This window comes from Aquabacterium sp. (assembly GCF_034003525.1).
GTDB lineage: Bacteria > Pseudomonadota > Gammaproteobacteria > Burkholderiales > Burkholderiaceae_C > Aquabacterium.
Genome location: NZ_JAVEYN010000003.1, coordinates 73,206 through 90,392, shown reverse-complemented (window position 1 = coordinate 90,392; position 17,187 = coordinate 73,206). Strand labels below are relative to the sequence as shown.

Here is a 17,187-nt window from a genome sequence, read left to right as displayed (position 1 = left end):
TCACTCTTGAATCATGTCGGGCGGATCACTTCTGGTGGACGTGCAGGCCGCATTCCTTGGCCTTCTCGTCCTCCCACCACCAGCGGCCGGCGCGGAAGTCCTCTCCCACGGCAATGGCGCGCGTGCAGGGCGCACAGCCGATGCTGGGCATGAACTGGTCGTGCAGCGGGTTGTAGGGCACGTGGTTCACCGCCACGTAGTGCCACACGTCACCCCAGGTCCACTCGATGAGCGGGTTGAACTTGGTGCGGCCCTTGTCGTCTTGTTCGCGCGCGGCCATGTCACCACGGTTGTTCGACTGCTCGCGGCGCAGGCCGGTGATCCAGGCGCTGCGCTCGGCCAGCATGCGACCCAGCGGCTCCAGCTTGCGGATGCCACAGCAGGCCTTCCGCAGGTCGATGCTTTCGTACATCGCCTTCTCGCCGTGCTGCTTCACGAACGTGATCGCGGCCTCGGCCACCGGCTTGTAGACCTCGACGTGCAGGCCCGCGTCGGCGTAATGTGTCTCGATGGTGCCGATCAGCGCCACCGTTTCCGGGTGCAGCATGCCGGTTTCCAGCGTGCCAATCGCAATCGGCAACTGGTAGCGGGCGATCAGATCGGTCACGATCATGTCTTCCACACCCAGGCTGGTCGCTTGCACCACCTTGCCGGGGTGCTCGATGGCCGCAGCCTTCAGCAACTCGATGGTGGCATGCACCTTGGCCGCATAGTCGGCGCTGGGCTGGTTGTACAGCGTGATGGCCGAACCTGCCGGAGCCGGCCCGCCGATCAAGGATGAGGTTTCGCTCATGTTGCGCTCCTGGCTCAGTTGGAGCGGGCGAACACGGGCTTGGTCACCTGCACGTCGCCCTGGTAATGACCACGTGCGGCGAAGAAGCCGAGTGCGCGCTCGGCGGCGGCGCGGTCCTGGTCGGCGCGCAGCACCACGGCGTCAAAGCCGGTGCGCTTGAGCAGCGACATCATGTCCACCAGCACCTCACCCGAGGCGCGAATCTCGCCTTGGAAACGATAGCGCGAACGCAGGATGTGAGCTTGCGTGTAAGCGCGGCCGTCCACCCATTTCGGGAAGTTCAGCACCACGAGGGACAGCTTGGGCACATCGGCCTCCAGCGTCTCGATGTCGGTGTCGTTGGGCACGATCACGCCCACGGGCTTGTGATCGGGGGTGCCCGGTGCGGGCCATTGCTCGCGCACGGCGTGCCACTGGCCCAGCGTCAGCAGGCTGTAGCTCTTGATCGGCGGGTGAGACACCGGGCCATCTTCACCGCCCACGGTGTGCCACTGGTCATGGTGAATGTCGACGAATTTCATGGGGTGTGTCCTTCTGCGAGGCTGAATCAGGCTGCTTTGGCGGTGGTGCGACGCACGGCATTGGCGGCGGTCTTGAACGGATCGATGCCGATGCGCTTGACCGTGTCGATGAACTTTTCGTTGGCCGAACGCTGGGTGCGATAGGTCTCGATCACCGCCTCGATCACGTCCGTGACCTCATCGGCCGAGAACGACGGGCCGATCACCTTGCCCGCCACGCTGGTGGGCGCGTGGTCGGAGCCGTCCGAGCCACCCAGGGTCACTTGGTACCACTCCGAGCCGTCCTTGTCCACGCCCAGAATGCCGATGTGGCCGCTGTGGTGGTGGCCGCAGGAGTTAATGCAACCCGAAATGTGCAGGTCGATGTCACCGATGTCGTACAGCTCGTCCAGGTCCTGGTAGCGCGCGATCAGGTCGTTGGCGATGGGGATGGAGCGGGCGTTGGCCAGCGCGCAGAAGTCGCCGCCAGGGCAGGCGATCATGTCGCTCAGCAAACCGATGTTGGGCGACGCCAGTGTGGCGGCCTTGGCGGCTTGCCACAGGGCGTACAAGTCTTCTTCGCGCACGAAGGGCAGCAGGGCGTTCTGGTCGTGGGTCACGCGCAGTTCGCCGCAGCTGAAGCGGTCGGCCATGTCGGCAATCGCGTCCATCTGTGTGTCGGTCACGTCACCGGGGGCCTGACCAGGGCGCTTCACCGACAGCGTCACGTTCTTGTAGCCCTGCACCTTGTGGCCGCGCACATTGCGCTCCAGCCACTTGGCAAACTGCTTGCGCTCGGCTTCCGATGCATCGGCCGGCAGACCGTTGCCAGCCGGCACATGCGCCTGCACGGCCGCCGGGAACGCGAAGCTGGCGTTCACGCGGTCGAACTCGGCCTGGGGAATGAAGTGGGCGGCGCCGTCCACATCGCGGGTCAGGATGTTCTGGAACTCTTCATTGACCTGGTCAAAGAACTTCTGGCCCTCGGCCTTCACCAGGATCTTGATGCGGGCCTTGTACATGTTGTCGCGGCGACCGTAGCGGTTGTACACGCGCACGATGGCTTCGATGTAGACCAGAATCTGCTGCCAGGGCACAAAGGCGTTGATTTCGCTGGCCGTGATCGGCGTGCGGCCCATGCCGCCACCCACCAACACGCGGAAGCCCACTTCGCCCGCATCGTTCTTCACCAGATGCAAGCCGATGTCGTGCCAGAACGTCGCTGCGCGGTCTTCCTTGGCGCCGTTCACGGCAATCTTGAACTTGCGGGGCAGGAAGGCGAATTCGGGGTGCAGGGTCGACCACTGGCGCAGCACTTCGCAGTACGGGCGTGCGTCAATCAGGTCGTCTTCTGCCACACCCACCATGGCGTCGGCCGTGATGTTGCGGATGCAGTTGCCCGAGGTCTGGATGCCGTGCATGTTGACGTCGGCCAGCAAGTCCATCACGTCGGCGCTCTGGGTCAGCGGAATCCAGTTGAACTGAACGTTCTGGCGCGTGGTGAAGTGGGCATAGCCGCGGTCGTGCTCGCGCGCAATGCGTGCCAGCTGCCGGATCTGTGCGGACGACAGCTCCCCATATGGCACGGCAACGCGCAACATGGGCGCATGACGCTGCACGTACCAGCCGTTCTGCAGGCGCAGCGGACGGAACTCTTCGTCGCCCAGCTTGCCAGCCAGGTTGCGCTCAAGCTGATCGCGGAACTGTGCAGCGCGCTGACGCACAAATTGCTTGTCGAATTCGGTGTACTGGTACATGGTCGGTCAAAGAAAAAAAGGGCTGATCTCTCTGTGGTACGAAACCTCAGGAAAGCGCCCGGTACAAATTGTAGGTACTGATCAGGGCGATCACGCTGCCGACGATGGCCAACAGGGTCTTGGTGTGCAGGCGCTTGGTGAGGTAGGCCGCAAAGGGGGCGGCAAAGAGCCCGCCGACCACAAGGCCGGCCACCGTGGGCCAGGGCGTCTCATCAATCAAGACGGCAAACACGGATGCGCTGATGAAGGTCAGGAAGAATTCCGCCAGGTTCACCGACCCGATCGTGGTACGCGGGTCCTGGCCGGTGCCGACCAGCGTGGTCGTGACCACGGGGCCCCAGCCGCCGCCCCCCACCGAGTCGACATAGCCGCCAACCAGGGCCAGTTTGGCCACGTGCTTGGGCGCTTCCTTGCGGACCTGGATGGTGCGGAAGATCTTGCTGACGATGTACAGCCCCATCAGGAACAGATAGGCCGAGATGAAAGGCTTGATGATGGCGGCGTCCACAGTGGACACCGTCCAGGCACCCAGCGAGGCGCCCAGCATCCCCGGAATCAGCAAACGCAGGAACAGGCTGCGGTTGACGTTGCCCAGTTTCACGTGCGAGATGCCCGACACCCCGGTGGTGAACACCTCGGCAATGTGGACGCTGGCACTGGCCACCGCCGGGGTCGATCCCGTGGCCAGCAGAAAACTGGTGGACGTGATGCCATAGGCCATGCCCAGAGCGCCATCCACGGTCTGAGCCAGCAGGCCCACGGCCACCGCCTTCCAGAACGCATCCCCGGTCAAGGTTTCCTTGATCAACTCCCGGCCCGATGCGTGATGGGTGCCATTGAACAGTTGCGTTGCCAGAAAGGCCACCACGCCGATCAACATGAACGTCACGGCCCACACCGTCACCCGCAGGACCGGGTGCCGCGACGGGTGGGTGATGTCGTCTTCAACCGGCGGCAGACCCAACGCCTGGTGTTCGGCGTTGATCGGGTTGTCGCTCAGGTCAAGGTTGCGGATCTTCATGAAGCAGGGGCAAACAGATGGCGCCACAATCGGCAGAGTCGGATCCTATCCAGCGTTTATATATATGAGAAGAATTTTTTTGAATGGTACTTATTGCCAAAATGCATATAAGAGGGTGCTGCGCTCCAGTTGCGCCCTCGGCATGGTGCTGCTGGTGACGGGTTGTGGGCACATCCTGCCGGGCCAGTCGCCGGCCACGCCCCCTGCGACGACGCCTTCCGCCCCTGTGGTGTCTCAGCCCAAGCCAGCGCCCAAGCCCCCCCGAATCGGCCTGGCCCTCGGTGGTGGCGCCGCCCGTGGTTTCGCCCACATTGGGGTGCTGCAGGTGTTGGAAGAAAACGGCATCAAGCCCGACGTCATCGTGGGCACCTCGGCCGGCAGCGTGGTCGCAGCGCTCTATGCCTCAGGCAAGACGCCGGCCGAGCTGGGGCACATGGCCATGACGCTCGATGAGTCCACGATCACCGACTGGGTCTTCCCGGGGCGCTCGCTGCTCAAGGGCGAGGCGCTCGCCAAGTTCGTGCGCACCAGTACGGGCGGTCGCTCGATCGAGGCCATGCGACCGCCATTGGGCATCGTGGCCACCGATCTGAAAAGCGGGCAGCCCATCCTGTTCCGGCGCGGCGATCCCGGCACGGCCGTGCGTGCCTCCAGTGCGGTGCCGGCGGTCTTCTCTCCAGTGAAGATCGGGGGGCGGGAGTACATCGACGGCGGCGCCGTCTCGCCCGTGCCGGTGCGCTACACCCGTCAGATGGGGGCGGACGTGATCATCGCGGTCGACATCTCCGCCATTCCGGAAGGTCAGTCCACCAAGGGGGCGGTCGACATCCTGCTGCAGACTTTCAACATCATGGGGCACGCCATCAGCCAGTGGGAAATGGCCGAGGCCGATGTGGTGATGCGACCCAAACTGCAAGGCGTGGGCAGCGCCGACTTCGGGGCGCGCAGCCTGTCCATCATAGCCGGTCGTGAAGCCGCCTTGACGATGCTGCCCAAACTGCGCGAGCGCATTCAGGCCAAAACCCAATGACCTCCATGAGCCCGGTGAACTCAGTGACAGCGACCCGGTGGCGGAGTTCGCCGTGATCTGGTTTCAGCGTGGGGTGCCAAACGGCTCCCCACGCAACCGGGCGCCGGCCTGGATGCCGCGCTTGCTGAACCAGCCTGTGTTCATCTCCAGCACGAAGCGCACAGGGCGCGTCGAGCAATGGCTGTCCAGGCTCTGTGGCTTCATCTCGGCCAGGTTGACCACCGTCCCGTCATCCGCGAGGAAGGCAATCTGCAGCGGGATCAGCGTGTTCTTCATCCAGAAACACTGCTGGCCCGGGCGGTCGAACACGAACAGCATGCCCTCGTTGGCGCCCATGCTGGTTCGGTGCATCAGTCCGATCTGGTGCTGCTCGGGCGTCAAGGCCACCTCGGCCTTGATGAGGTGCATGCCAGCGCTCATGGTCAGGGTGGGCAGGCGTTGAGGCTGCGACTGAGCCAGCGCCGCGCCACTCCACAAGACGCCGGTCAGGCACACGCTGGCCATCGTCACAACCGAGCGGCGCAGCATGTTCCGCAGGCCACCGCCCACAATCCGAGGCATCCTCAAGTCCATCATCAGGGCTAACCCTTTGTTGATCTGTGTTTAGGTTTACAGTCACGGATTGGCCACGCTGGGCGTCCGCCACCACCACTGTATCAGTGAGCTCATGAACAACGTCGCGACCGAAACAGGCGGTGCCACCGCCGCCGTGCTCACGCCCGCGCAGCAGGCGGGCCTCGACGACCCCGATCTCCTCCAGCAATGCATCGTCGAGATCCCGATGGGCAGCAGCCAGCGTCGCATCGGCCTGGGCCTGTCCGGCATGTATTGCGCCGCCTGCGCCATCACCATTGAAGACGCCCTGCGCAAGGTGCCCGGCGTGTCTGAAGTCCAGGTGCAATCGGCCGCGCAACGTGCGCGCATCCTGGTCGATCCGGCGCGGGTGAAGCTGTCGGAGTTGGTCGTCGCCGTGCAGCAGGTCGGTTATCGGGCTTGGCCCGATGGGGCTGCCCGCGCCGGGCATGAGCGCCTGCGCGAGCGGCGCGTGCTCCTGTGGCGTCTCTCGGTGGCCGCCTTCTGCATGATGCAGGTCATGATGATCACCTGGCCGCAGTATGTGGCCGGCCAGGATGTGATCCCGCCCGATCTGTGGAACCTGATGAACTGGGCCTGCTGGGTGCTCAGCCTGCCCGTCATGCTGTTCTCCTGCGGTCCTTTCTTCACCGGCGCCTGGCGTGCGGCGCGGCAGGGCAGGGTGTCGATGGACACCCCAGTCTCTCTGGGCATGATGGGCGCCTTTGTGGTCAGCACCGGGGTCACCTTCGGCAGCCGGGATGTGTTCGGTCACGAAGCCTATTTCGACTCGCTGACCATGTTTGTCACCTTCCTGCTAGCGGGCCGCTGGCTGGAATCGCGGGCACGCGAGCGGGTCACCCAGACCCTCGAATCCATGTGCGTGCGCCTGCCCGAAGCGGTCGACCGTGCGGACAACCCGGATGACGACCTGAGCACCGCCTCCGTCACGTCGACGCCCTTGTCCAGCTTGCGGCACGGCGACCGGGTGAGGGTGGCCGTGGGCCAGGCCTTCCCGGCAGATGGCCTGATCCTGCTCGGAGAGACCGAGGTGGACGAGTCCCTTCTCACCGGCGAGTCGCGTGCGCTGCCCCGGCGTGCCGGACAAACCGTGGTGGCCGGCAGCATGAACATGGGCTCGCCCGTGTGGATGGCCATCGAGCGCCTGGGCCCCGACACCCGCTACCAGCAGATCGTCTCGCTGGTGCACCAGGCCATGACCGAAAAGCCTGGCTGGATGCGCTTTGCCGACCGCATGGCCGCGCCCTTTCTATGGGGCGTCATCCTGCTGGCGGCCGGCGGTGCGCTGGCCTGGCAGTGGATCGACCCATCCAAATCCATATGGGTGGCCGTGTCGGTGCTCGTGGTGACTTGCCCCTGCGCCTTGTCACTGTCCGCGCCGTCCGCTTTGCTCGCTGCAGCCGGTGCCATGGCTCGCAAGGGCTTGCTGGTCCGCCGTCTTGATGCGCTGGAGGCCTTGTCGGCCATTGACGAAGTCTATTTCGACAAAACCGGCACGCTCACCGAGGGCGAGTTGTCGGTTGTCTCGATCGCGACCCCCGAAGGCCGTGTGCCAACAAGCCATGGTTTGCCCGCCGCGCAGGTCGAGCGCTGGGGCGTGGCGGCAGCCTTGGCGTCCTATTCGCAGCACCCACTGTCCCGCTCGCTGGTCAAGGCCGCCCAAGATGCTGGCGGTTGGCCCACCACGTCCTGGGTCGATGTGCGCGAGCAGGCCGGCAAAGGGGTGCAGGCCACCGATGCGCTGGGGCGTGTCTGGCGCCTGGGGCAGTTGAACTGGGTGCTGGCCGATGTGGCGCCGCAGTCCGGTCAGGCGCCAGGCTGGTGGATGCAGCACGACGACGCACGGGTGTGGATGGCTGCCGTCGGTGCCGATGGCGCGCTGCACCCTGACACCGTGGCCGGTTTTGTCTTTGACGAGGTGTTCCGAGCCGAGGCGCGTCCGACGGTGCAGCGCCTGCGTGAACTGGGTTGCCATTCGTCCTTGCTGTCGGGGGACCAGAGTGCCCGCGTGCATGCCGCCGCCCAGCACCTGGGGCAGGGCGATGCCATGACGGTGGCCCAGGCCCAGGCCACGCCGGAAGACAAACTCAACGTCATCGCCCGCATGCAGGCCCAGGGACATCGGGTGGCCGTGGTCGGCGATGGCATCAACGATGCCCCGGTGTTGGCCAAAGCCGACGTGTCGATTGCGCTGGATCAGGGGGCTGCCTTGGCGCAGTCGCAAGCCGACCTCATCATCCTGGGGGGGCGCCTGCTGGGCTTGCCCGAGGCTGTTGTCATCAGCCGACAGGCCATGCGCATCGTTCGTCAGAACCTTGCCTGGTCGGCCATCTACAACGCGTCGTGCATCCCGCTGGCCCTGATGGGGCTTCTGCCGCCCTGGCTGGCAGGCCTCGGCATGGCGCTGAGCTCATTGGGCGTTGTGCTGAATGCACTTAGACTCGGCCCCGGCCGCCATTGAAGAAGCGGACATCGCGATCATGGAAATCCTCTACGTCCTCATTCCCGTTTCCGTTTTGCTGGTCCTCGCCATCCTGGTCGTGCTGGGCTGGTCTGTGCACAGCGGACAATTCGAGGACATCGAACAAGAGGGACTGCGCATCTTGCAAGATGAGCAAAAAGACAAGAACAAGGTTGAGGCGCATCAAAAATAACCCTTGCTTTGGCCCCACAATTCACGCTGTAACAAAGGAGAAGAAGAGATGGCAACCACCCACTCTGCCACGTACAACGATACGGTTGTCCGGCAGTTCGCCATTGCGGCCGTCCTATGGGGCGTCGTCGGCATGGCTGTCGGCGTCCTGATCGCGTCCCAACTGGCATGGCCGGAACTCAATTTCGGCATTTCATGGCTGTCCTACGGCCGACTTCGACCACTGCATACCAATGCGGTGATTTTTGCGTTTGGCGGCTGCGCCCTGTTTGCCACGTCTTACCACGTGGTTCAACGCACTTGCCAAACTCGCCTGTTCGCAGGTCCTCTGGCTGCTTTCACCTTCTGGGGGTGGCAACTGGTCATCCTGCTGGCCGCGATCTCGCTGCCTCTGGGCTTCACCACCGGCAAGGAATACGCCGAGCTGGAATGGCCCATTGACATCCTGATCACGCTGGTGTGGGTTGCGTATGCCATCGTGTTCTTCGGAACCGTCGGCACCCGCAAGATCCGTCACATCTATGTGGCCAACTGGTTCTACGGCGCCTTCATCATTGCCGTGGCCCTGCTGCACATCGTCAACAGCGCGGAAATCCCCGTCTCCCTGACCAAGTCCTACTCGGCCTACGCCGGTGTGCAAGACGCCATGGTTCAGTGGTGGTACGGCCACAATGCCGTGGGCTTCTTCCTGACGGCAGGCTTCCTGGGCATGATGTACTACTACATCCCCAAGCAAGCCGGCATGCCCGTGTACTCGTATCGCCTGTCGATCGTGCACTTCTGGGCGCTGATCTTCACCTACATGTGGGCGGGTCCTCACCACCTGCACTACACGGCGCTGCCTGACTGGACCCAGTCCGTCGGCATGGTGTTCTCGCTGATCCTGTTGGCACCCTCGTGGGGCGGCATGATCAACGGCATCATGACCCTGTCGGGTGCCTGGTACAAGCTGCGTGACGACGCCATCCTGAAGTTCCTGATCGTGGCCCTGTCGTTCTACGGCATGTCCACCTTCGAAGGTCCGATGATGTCCATCAAGACCGTGAACTCCCTGTCGCACTACACCGACTGGACCGTGGGTCACGTTCACTCCGGCGCTCTGGGCTGGGTGGGTCTGATCTCGATGGGTTCGCTGTACTACCTGATCCCGCGCATGTTCGGCCGTACCACGATGTACTCCGTCTCGGCCATCTCCGTGCACTTCTGGGCTGCGACCATCGGCATCGTGCTGTACATCGCCGCGATGTGGATTGCCGGCGTGATGCAAGGTCTGATGTGGCGTGCGGTCAACCCGGACGGCACCTTGGTCTACAGCTTCGTCGAAAGCGTCAAGGCAACCTATCCCTTCTACGTGATCCGCGTTGCGGGTGGCCTGCTCTACCTGGGCGGCATGATCCTGATGCTGTGGAACACCGTGATGACGGCGATGGCCGGTCGCGCAGTCAATGCGCCGATCGCTCAGCCCGCTCACGCCTGAGGAGGACAAGAACATGGCTGATCACAATCACAAGCCCAAGCTCTTCTCCCACGAGAAGATTGAAACCAGCAACTTCCTGATGATCGTGCTGACCCTGCTGGTCGTGTCGGTCGGTGCGCTCGTCGAGATCGTGCCGCTGTACTTCCAGCGCAGCACCACCCAGCCGGTCGATGGCCTCAAGCCCTACACCGCGCTGCAGTTGGCTGGCCGTGACGTTTACATCCGTGAGGGTTGCTACAACTGCCACTCACAGATGATCCGTCCCTTCCGCGCGGAAACGCTGCGCTATGGTCACTACTCCATGGCCGGTGAGTTCGTGTACGACCACCCCTTCCAGTGGGGTTCCAAGCGGACCGGTCCTGACCTGCACCGCGTGGGCGGCAAGTACTCGGATGAATGGCACGCCGTTCACCTGAACAACCCGCGTGACGTGGTGCCCGAGTCCAACATGCCGGCTTACCCCTGGTTGGCTCAAGCCAAAGTGGAAGACGGCCTGAAGGTGGCGCCCCGTATGGAAGCCCTGCGCAAGGTGGGCGTGCCTTACACGGACGCCGAGATCAAGGCAGCTGACGAAGAGGTCAAAGGCAAGACCGAACTCGAAGCCGTGATCGCGTACCTGCAGGTCCTCGGTACCGCAGTCAAGTAAGGAGCGACGCACATGGACATCATCGTTGCAAGAAGCATTTTCACCGTGGTGTGTCTGTGCGTTTTCGTGGGCATTGCTGTGTGGGCGTTTTCGCGCCGCAACAAGGCTCAGTTTGAAGAGGCAGGTCGCCTGCCTCTCGCAGAAGATTGATTGGAGGCTCAGACATGAGCGACTTCATTTCGAGTGGATGGTCCTGGTACGTTGTCGGGATCGTTGTGTTCGGTCTGGTCTATTGCGCCTTCGTGCTCATTGGTGCCGCCAAACACAAGGTCATCTATGACGCACAGGGCAATGTTGACAAGACCACGGGTCACATCTGGGACGAAGACCTGCGTGAACTGAACAACCCGCTGCCTCGCTGGTGGTTGTTCCTGTTCATCTTCACGCTGGTGTTCGCGGTTGGTTATCTGGCGCTGTACCCCGGCCTGGGTAACAACAAGGGCACCCTGAACTGGTCCTCCAAGGGTCAGCTCGAGGCCGAGATCGCCAAGGCCAAGGTCGAGGAGGAAAAGATCTACGCTGCCTTCCGTCCCGCTGCGGTGGAAGACCTGGCACGTGATCCCAAGGCCGTGGCCATTGGTGAGCGCCTGTTCCTGAACAACTGCGCGGCTTGCCACGGCTCTGACGCCAAGGGTTCGAAGGGCTTTCCCAACCTGACCGACACCGACTGGCTGCACGGTGGTTCGCCTGAGAAGATCAGCGAAACTCTGCACAACGGCCGTCAGGGCATGATGCCCCCGATGGCGGCTGCCGTCGGTGGTCCTGAGGAAGTTCGCCAGGTTGCCAACTACGTGCTGAGCCTGTCCGGTAGCGGCCACAACTCGATCCTGGCCGAACTGGGCAAGGACAAGTTCAAGGCTGCTTGCGCTGCCTGCCACGGTGCAGACGGCAAGGGCAACCAGGCTCTGGGCGCGCCCAACCTGACCGACAAGATCTGGCTGCACGGCTGGGGTGAAGAGGCGATCATTCGCATGATCAACAACGGCAAGACCAACGTCATGCCGGCCCAGGCTGGTCGTCTGTCCGAAGACCAGATCAAGGTGTTGACCGCCTATGTCTGGGGTCTGTCGCGTCCGACACAGACAGCTCAGGCCAAGTAAGCCAGTTGCACTCCGGATGGGTATCGGGTTTCCAACTTGATGCTCATCAAGAGTCGCAGTAAATTCAAGCGGTGGTGGTTGGTGCGTGATACCCTTCTGGGTATCTGGCTCAGCCCCTCCGCTTTTTCATTTGCGCCATGACCGATCCACAAAATTCCACCGAAACGCCTCAACGCGTGATCCCCATCAAGGCCGAAGAGGCCACGTCCGATGCCGCCAAGGCCGTACGTCGTGAGGAGATCGTTTCCCTCTACAAAAAGAGCGAGAAAGTCTACGCCCGTGAGGTGACCGGCTGGTTCACCAACTGGCGGTGGGTCATGGTGTGGTTGACCCAGTTGGTGTTTTATGTCACCCCTTGGCTGTACTGGAACGACCGTCAGGCGGTGCTGTTCGACCTCGGTACCCGCCGTTTCTATCTTTTCAATCTGGTCCTCTACCCGCAAGACCTGGTCTACCTGACCGCCTTGCTCGTCATCTCGGCCTATGGTCTGTTCTTGTTCACGACGGTGGCAGGGCGCTTGTGGTGCGGCTACGCCTGTCCACAATCGGTCTACACCGAGATGTTCATGTGGATCGAGAACAAGATCGAGGGCAGTCGTGCCAAGCGCATGAAGATGGACAAGTCCCCCATGACGGCTGAAAAGTTTGCGCGCAAGGCCGCCAAACACGCCGCGTGGATTGCCGTCGCGCTGTGGACTGGTTATACCTTCGTGGGCTATTTCTCCCCGATTCGCGAACTCTGGCAATCGGTGATCTCCTTCGGCCTCGGCCCCTGGGAGACCTTCTGGATCCTGTTCTATGGCTTTGCCACCTATGGCAACGCTGGCTTCATGCGCGAGCAGGTGTGCAAATACATGTGCCCGTATGCGCGCTTCCAGAGTGCCATGTTCGACCGTGACACGCTCATCATCAGCTATGACGAGAAGCGCGGCGAACCCCGCGGTGCCCGCTCGCGCAAGGCCAACGCCCAGTCCATGGGGCAGGGTGACTGCATCGACTGCACCTTGTGCGTTCAGGTCTGTCCCACAGGCATCGACATCCGCAAGGGCCTGCAGTACGAGTGCATTGGCTGTGCCGCGTGCATTGACGCGTGCGACACCGTCATGGACAAGATGGGCACGCCTCGCGGCCTGATCCGTTACTCCACGCAGAATGCGATGGAGAAGGGTTGGGGCACCAGCGAAATGTGGGGGCGGGTCACCCGGCCGCGCGTGTTGATCTACACCGGTATCCTGGTGCTGGTGGTTGCGGCCTTCGTGACCAGCCTCTACAGCCGCCCGCCGTTCCGCGTCGACATCGTGCGTGACCGTGGCGCACTGGCCCGCGTGGTCGATGAGGGCTACATCGAGAACGTCTACCGCGTGCAGTTGATGAACGCCAGCGAGCGCACGCAACGCTATCGCGTGGGTGTGGAGCAACTCAATCAGGCCAAGGTGCAAGGCGGTGAGAACGTCGTCCTTGGCCCAGCCGAAGCCCGCTGGGTGCCCATCGCTGTGCGGATCCCGCCCGAGGTGGGCGCGCGCATGGGGTCGGGTGCCACCGGCGTCACCATCCTGGTGGAACAATTGCGCCAGGGCGATGCGCCCCAGGTCGATGTCCGTGAAAAGACCACCTTCATGGTTCCGCGCTGACCCTCACACATTTTGGACATGACATGACACAGCCTCTCTCTATGCAAAACCCGTCCACGCCGGTGGACAACCCGCCCTGGTACCGCCTGCCCATCGTCTGGATGGTCATTGGCGGGCCGGCCGTGGTGGTGGTGGCGGCGCTGATCACCGTCGGCATCGCGGTCAAGAACGTCGACCCCGTGCTGGACACCTCGGCCACCCCGACCCAGAAAGAGGCGCCGGCCTCCAAGGCGCGCAACCACGCCAACGAAGACGCGACGCCCACGGCGCCCGCCGAGAAGTGAGCGTGGTGCCGCCTGCACCCTAGGGTTTCTTCTGCTGAAGGATGGGGCGTGCAGGCGCACCATGTGTCATGTCTCCCAACCATCAGGAGCAGGGCATGACAAACAATTCGCTTCGCGCCGCTCAGGTTCTGTGGCCGGCTTTCGTGATGGCCGGTGTGCTGGAAATGCTGCTGTTCAGTGTGCTGGACCCAGCCACGCTGAGTTTCGGCAACTGGCATCCTGAACCCGCCACGGTCTATAGCCTGGCCTTTTTCGTGTTTTGGGCCTTGATTGCGGCGGCTGCCGCCGCCTCACAGTGGATGGCAGGGGCAGCACAACGCGGCAATTCGTCTGATGGTGAGGCGCCCCACCAGCGTCGGCGTCGTTCACGCCACGGCACCGCTCAGCACGTGTGAAGCGCACAGCAAAAAGCCCGCACTAAGCGGGCTTTTGTATGTTGGGGCTGTGGCCTCAGCCTTTCACGCTGTTCACCAGAGCCCGCAAGCCGGCTTCGTTCGTGATGCGGATGTCGCGCTGCTTCACTTCCAGCAGACCCTCGTCCTGGAATTTCGAGAAGGTGCGGCTCACCGTTTCGAGCTTCAAACCCAGGTAGCTGCCGATCTCTTCACGCGTCATGCGCAACACCAGCGCCGAGGCCGAGAAGCCGCGCGCATGCAGGCGCTGGGTGAGGTTGAGCAGGAAAGCAGCCAGGCGTTCTTCGGCGCGCATGCTGCCCAACAGCAGCATCACCCCATGGTCGCGCACAATCTCGCGGCTCATGATCTTGTGGAACTGGTGCTGCAGGTCCGAGAACTCGCGCGACAACTCCTCGAGTTGCCCGTAGGGAATCACGCACACCTGCGAATCTTCCAGTGCGATGGCGTCGCACGCGTGGCGGTCGGTACTGATGCCGTCCAGGCCCAGCAGTTCTCCCGCCATCTGAAAACCCGTCACCTGATCGCGACCATCTTCGGACGACACGCGCGTCTTGAAGAAGCCGGTGCGCACGGCATAGACCGAGCGGAATGCATCACCGGTGTGAAAGAGGGCGTCCCCACGCTTGACCGTGCGACGTGTGGCGACCAGCGAGTCGAGGTGACTCAGTTGAGGCTGGGTCAAGCCGACGGGCAGGCACAACTCACGCAGGTTGCAGCTCGAGCAGGCCACTTTGAAGGCGTCGAGCTTGACGCCCCCGCAAGAGGTCTGTGTATCTGAGGATTCACCCTGTTGGCCTTGAAGCTGGTTCGAGGAAGCACTGGTGCCGGTGACGTCGGTGATCGGAAAAATACTGTTCAACATGAGTAACCTCAAAGCCTGCCCGATTGTTGCCGCAATGACGGCTGAGAAATTGAGTTAGATCAACCCTGATGCCCGCGAGTTTGGCACAGTGGCCCACATGAGCGAACCTGTCCTGATTTCCGTTGTGCCCTACACGCCCGTTGTGTCACGCGACATGCTGTCGCGGCTGGACGTCAACGGGCCGCGGTACACCTCTTACCCGACCGCGGACCGGTTCGTAGAGGCTTACGGACCTGCCCACTACCGTCAGGCACTGCAGCAGCGAGCAGAAGGCGGCGGTGTCATTGGCGGCGCGGCAGCGCCTTTGTCAGTGTACGTGCACATTCCGTTTTGCGAGTCGGTTTGTTATTACTGCGCCTGTAACAAGGTCATCACCAAGCATCACGAACGGGCCACAGAGTATCTGGAAGCGCTGCGCACCGAGATCGAGTTGGTCAGCGCTCAACTGGGCGCGCCGCAGCCCTTGTCGCAATTGCACTTTGGTGGCGGCACACCTACCTTCCTGACGGACGAAGAGCTGGACGGCCTGATGGCCACCTTGCGTACCGCCTTCCGCTTTGTGGAAGGAGGCGAGTACGCCATCGAGATCGACCCCCGCACCATTGACGCGGCCCGACTCAAGCGCCTGGCAGCCATGGGCTTCAATCGCCTGAGCTTCGGCGTGCAGGATTTCGACCCCGACGTGCAGCAAGCCGTGCACCGCGTTCAGCCGTTCGAGCAGGTGGCCGCGCTCCTGCAGGCCGCCCGTGATGAGGGCTTCTTGTCCATCAACATGGACCTGATCTACGGCTTGCCCAAGCAAACGACGGAGAGCTTTCAGCGCACCTTGCAGCAGGTCAGTTCCCTGAAGCCCGACCGCATTGCGCTGTACGCCTACGCCCACCTGCCGCAGCGTTTCAAACCTCAGCGCCGCATCAACGCCGCAGATTTGCCCAAGGCCGAAGACAAGATCGGCATGCTGTCGACCGCCATAGAAGCCTTCGGCCAGGCCGGCTACGACTACATCGGCATGGACCACTTCGCGCTGCACCACGACAGCTTGGCCGTCGCCAAGCGCCAAGGGCGCCTGCATCGCAATTTCCAGGGTTACAGCACGCATCCGGACAGTGACCTGATCGCGCTGGGCGTGTCGGCCATAGGCAAGGTCGGTGCCCACTACTGCCAGAACGCCAAGACGCTGGACGAGTACTACGATGCGCTGCGCAGTGGTGAATTGCCCATCGTGCGTGGCCTGACCCTGTCACGCGACGACTTGGTGCGCCGCGCCGTGATCATGGCCGTGATGTGCCAGGGCCGTGTCGACTATGAATCCATTGAGCTCGCCTACCTGATCGATTTCAAGCAATACTTCGAGGCTGAACTGCGCCTGCTGGAGCCGCTCGTCGAGTCGGGGTTGGTGCAAATGGAGTCTGACGGTGTGCGTGTGACCCCGCTGGGGTGGTACTTTGTGCGGGCCGTGGCCATGGTGTTCGACCGCTACATCCAGGCCGACAAGACCTTGGAGCGCTTCTCGCGCATCATCTGAGTCTGCACACGCGCACCGGGAGCTGACATGCTGACCGGATTGTTGTTGACCGCTTTCCTCATGGGTTTGGGTGGCATTGCGCACTGCGCTGCCATGTGTGGGGCGCCGTGCGCGGCCGCCTTGCCTCGCGGCGTGCCGCTGCTGGCCCTGGTGGGGCGGTGCCTGGCTTACATGCTCCTGGGCCTGGTGGCCTCAACCGGTGCGGGCCTGATTTCCCGCTGGGGACAACAGATCAGCATGCTGCAGCCGATCTGGGTGATGCTGCAACTCGCGGCCGTGTTGCTCGGTCTGTGGCTGTTGTGGACCGGCCATGTGCCCCGCCAGGTCAATGCCTGGGGCCAGCAGGCTTACCACCGTGCGCGTCACAAGCTGATGGGCGATGGGACGCCGAGTTGGTTGCGCGCGTCTCGCCCTGTGTTGCCTTTGATCGCCGGCATGGCCTGGGCCGTGATGCCTTGTGGCCTGTTGTATGCCGCCCTGATGGTGGCCGCGCTGGCCTCCGAGCCCTGGGGGGGCGCTGCCGTCATGTTGGCCTTTGCGGTGCCCAGTGGCGTCGGTGTGTGGGCCGCACCGGCCCTGCTCAAGTGGCTGGGTCGCCTCAGCGCACAGCGTCAGCCGGCGACGAGTGGTGCCGCCACGGCCGTCGTGCCCATCCTGTGGTTCAGATCAAGGGATGAGGCCGTCTCGAACGCCGCGCCTGCAGGGCAGAGCGCCACCTCCGCGCCATCCACCTTGATCGATCCACGCTGGGCCGTGCGTTTGGCGGGCCTGAGTCTGGCACTGATTGCTGCCTGGGCGGTGTCTCACCAACTGGTGGCGCAGTGGCAGGCCTGGTGCGCCTGAGCGGGGCAGGGCAGGCGTGACCTTGGTGTTAGCGCGTGATGCGATACACGAGGGT

The 17,187-nt window shown here is 63.1% G+C and carries 18 protein-coding genes; 12 read left to right on the top strand and 6 right to left on the bottom strand.

Going from position 1 to position 17,187, the window contains the following annotated elements:
* Window positions 1–25 precede the first annotated feature (25 nt).
* Genes RBT42_RS03120 through RBT42_RS03105 form a run of 4 tightly spaced genes read right to left on the bottom strand, consistent with a single transcriptional unit; the run spans window position 26 to window position 4,071 of the window.
* Window positions 26–793, bottom strand: coding sequence for a phosphoadenylyl-sulfate reductase (locus RBT42_RS03120; protein ID WP_320362404.1), 768 nt, complete (start codon window positions 791–793; stop codon window positions 26–28).
* A 14-nt stretch (window positions 794–807) separates the two neighbouring features.
* The gene (locus tag RBT42_RS03115; protein WP_320362403.1) at window positions 808–1,314 is read right to left on the bottom strand and encodes a DUF934 domain-containing protein; all 507 of its coding nucleotides are present in this window, start codon (window positions 1,312–1,314) and stop codon (window positions 808–810) included.
* A 26-nt stretch (window positions 1,315–1,340) separates the two neighbouring features.
* Window positions 1,341–3,050, bottom strand: coding sequence for a nitrite/sulfite reductase (locus tag RBT42_RS03110; protein ID WP_320362402.1), 1,710 nt, complete (start codon window positions 3,048–3,050; stop codon window positions 1,341–1,343).
* A gap of 46 nt (window positions 3,051–3,096) precedes the next feature.
* Window positions 3,097–4,071: a sulfite exporter TauE/SafE family protein gene (locus RBT42_RS03105; RefSeq protein WP_320362401.1), complete on the bottom strand. Its 975-nt coding sequence runs from the start codon at window positions 4,069–4,071 to the stop codon at window positions 3,097–3,099.
* A gap of 118 nt (window positions 4,072–4,189) precedes the next feature.
* Here RBT42_RS03105 and RBT42_RS03100 point away from each other — a divergent pair, with 118 nt between their 5' ends.
* Complete coding sequence (locus tag RBT42_RS03100) at window positions 4,190–5,101, top strand: patatin-like phospholipase family protein (RefSeq protein WP_413785841.1); 912 nt, start codon at window positions 4,190–4,192, stop codon at window positions 5,099–5,101.
* A gap of 63 nt (window positions 5,102–5,164) precedes the next feature.
* Here the strand turns inward: RBT42_RS03100 and RBT42_RS03095 are convergent, their stop codons facing one another.
* Complete coding sequence (locus RBT42_RS03095; protein ID WP_320362399.1) at window positions 5,165–5,662, bottom strand: DUF192 domain-containing protein; 498 nt, start codon at window positions 5,660–5,662, stop codon at window positions 5,165–5,167.
* Window positions 5,663–5,768: 106 nt separating this feature from the next.
* On the opposite strand from RBT42_RS03095, the gene RBT42_RS03090 reads away from it, so the two are divergent.
* The 9 genes from RBT42_RS03090 (at window position 5,769) to RBT42_RS03050 (ending at window position 13,881) form a co-directional block, all read left to right on the top strand.
* A complete protein-coding gene (locus RBT42_RS03090) occupies window positions 5,769–8,156 on the top strand; it encodes a cation-translocating P-type ATPase (RefSeq protein ID WP_320362398.1) in 2,388 nt (795 codons plus the stop codon).
* A gap of 19 nt (window positions 8,157–8,175) precedes the next feature.
* Window positions 8,176–8,349: a cbb3-type cytochrome oxidase assembly protein CcoS gene (gene ccoS / locus RBT42_RS03085; protein WP_320362397.1), complete on the top strand. Its 174-nt coding sequence runs from the start codon at window positions 8,176–8,178 to the stop codon at window positions 8,347–8,349.
* A 48-nt stretch (window positions 8,350–8,397) separates the two neighbouring features.
* Window positions 8,398–9,825, top strand: a complete 1,428-nt coding sequence (gene ccoN / locus RBT42_RS03080; protein ID WP_320362396.1) for a cytochrome-c oxidase, cbb3-type subunit I — start codon at window positions 8,398–8,400, stop codon at window positions 9,823–9,825.
* 13 nt (window positions 9,826–9,838) lie between these two features.
* A complete protein-coding gene (ccoO, locus tag RBT42_RS03075) occupies window positions 9,839–10,471 on the top strand; it encodes a cytochrome-c oxidase, cbb3-type subunit II (protein ID WP_320362395.1) in 633 nt (210 codons plus the stop codon).
* Between the two features lie 12 nt (window positions 10,472–10,483).
* Window positions 10,484–10,621 carry a cbb3-type cytochrome c oxidase subunit 3 gene (locus tag RBT42_RS03070; protein WP_320362394.1) on the top strand — a complete coding sequence of 46 codons (138 nt, stop codon included), beginning with the start codon at window positions 10,484–10,486 and terminating at the stop codon, window positions 10,619–10,621.
* 14 nt (window positions 10,622–10,635) lie between these two features.
* Window positions 10,636–11,571, top strand: coding sequence for a cytochrome-c oxidase, cbb3-type subunit III (gene ccoP / locus RBT42_RS03065; RefSeq protein ID WP_320362393.1), 936 nt, complete (start codon window positions 10,636–10,638; stop codon window positions 11,569–11,571).
* 137 nt (window positions 11,572–11,708) lie between these two features.
* On the top strand, window positions 11,709–13,202 hold the full coding sequence (ccoG, locus tag RBT42_RS03060; protein ID WP_320362392.1) for a cytochrome c oxidase accessory protein CcoG: 1,494 nt from the start codon (window positions 11,709–11,711) through the stop codon (window positions 13,200–13,202).
* Window positions 13,203–13,225: 23 nt separating this feature from the next.
* Window positions 13,226–13,486: a nitrogen fixation protein FixH gene (locus tag RBT42_RS03055; RefSeq protein ID WP_320362391.1), complete on the top strand. Its 261-nt coding sequence runs from the start codon at window positions 13,226–13,228 to the stop codon at window positions 13,484–13,486.
* Between the two features lie 95 nt (window positions 13,487–13,581).
* The gene (locus RBT42_RS03050; protein ID WP_320362390.1) at window positions 13,582–13,881 is read left to right on the top strand and encodes a hypothetical protein; all 300 of its coding nucleotides are present in this window, start codon (window positions 13,582–13,584) and stop codon (window positions 13,879–13,881) included.
* Window positions 13,882–13,936: 55 nt separating this feature from the next.
* Here RBT42_RS03050 and fnr read toward each other — a convergent pair whose 3' ends face one another.
* Window positions 13,937–14,764 (bottom strand): fumarate/nitrate reduction transcriptional regulator Fnr, encoded by an 828-nt coding sequence (gene fnr / locus RBT42_RS03045; RefSeq protein ID WP_320362389.1) that lies wholly within the window; start codon window positions 14,762–14,764, stop codon window positions 13,937–13,939.
* A gap of 97 nt (window positions 14,765–14,861) precedes the next feature.
* Here fnr and hemN point away from each other — a divergent pair, with 97 nt between their 5' ends.
* Complete coding sequence (gene hemN, locus RBT42_RS03040) at window positions 14,862–16,289, top strand: oxygen-independent coproporphyrinogen III oxidase (protein WP_320362388.1); 1,428 nt, start codon at window positions 14,862–14,864, stop codon at window positions 16,287–16,289.
* A gap of 27 nt (window positions 16,290–16,316) precedes the next feature.
* Window positions 16,317–17,132 carry a sulfite exporter TauE/SafE family protein gene (locus RBT42_RS03035; protein WP_320362387.1) on the top strand — a complete coding sequence of 272 codons (816 nt, stop codon included), beginning with the start codon at window positions 16,317–16,319 and terminating at the stop codon, window positions 17,130–17,132.
* Window positions 17,133–17,187 lie beyond the last annotated feature (55 nt).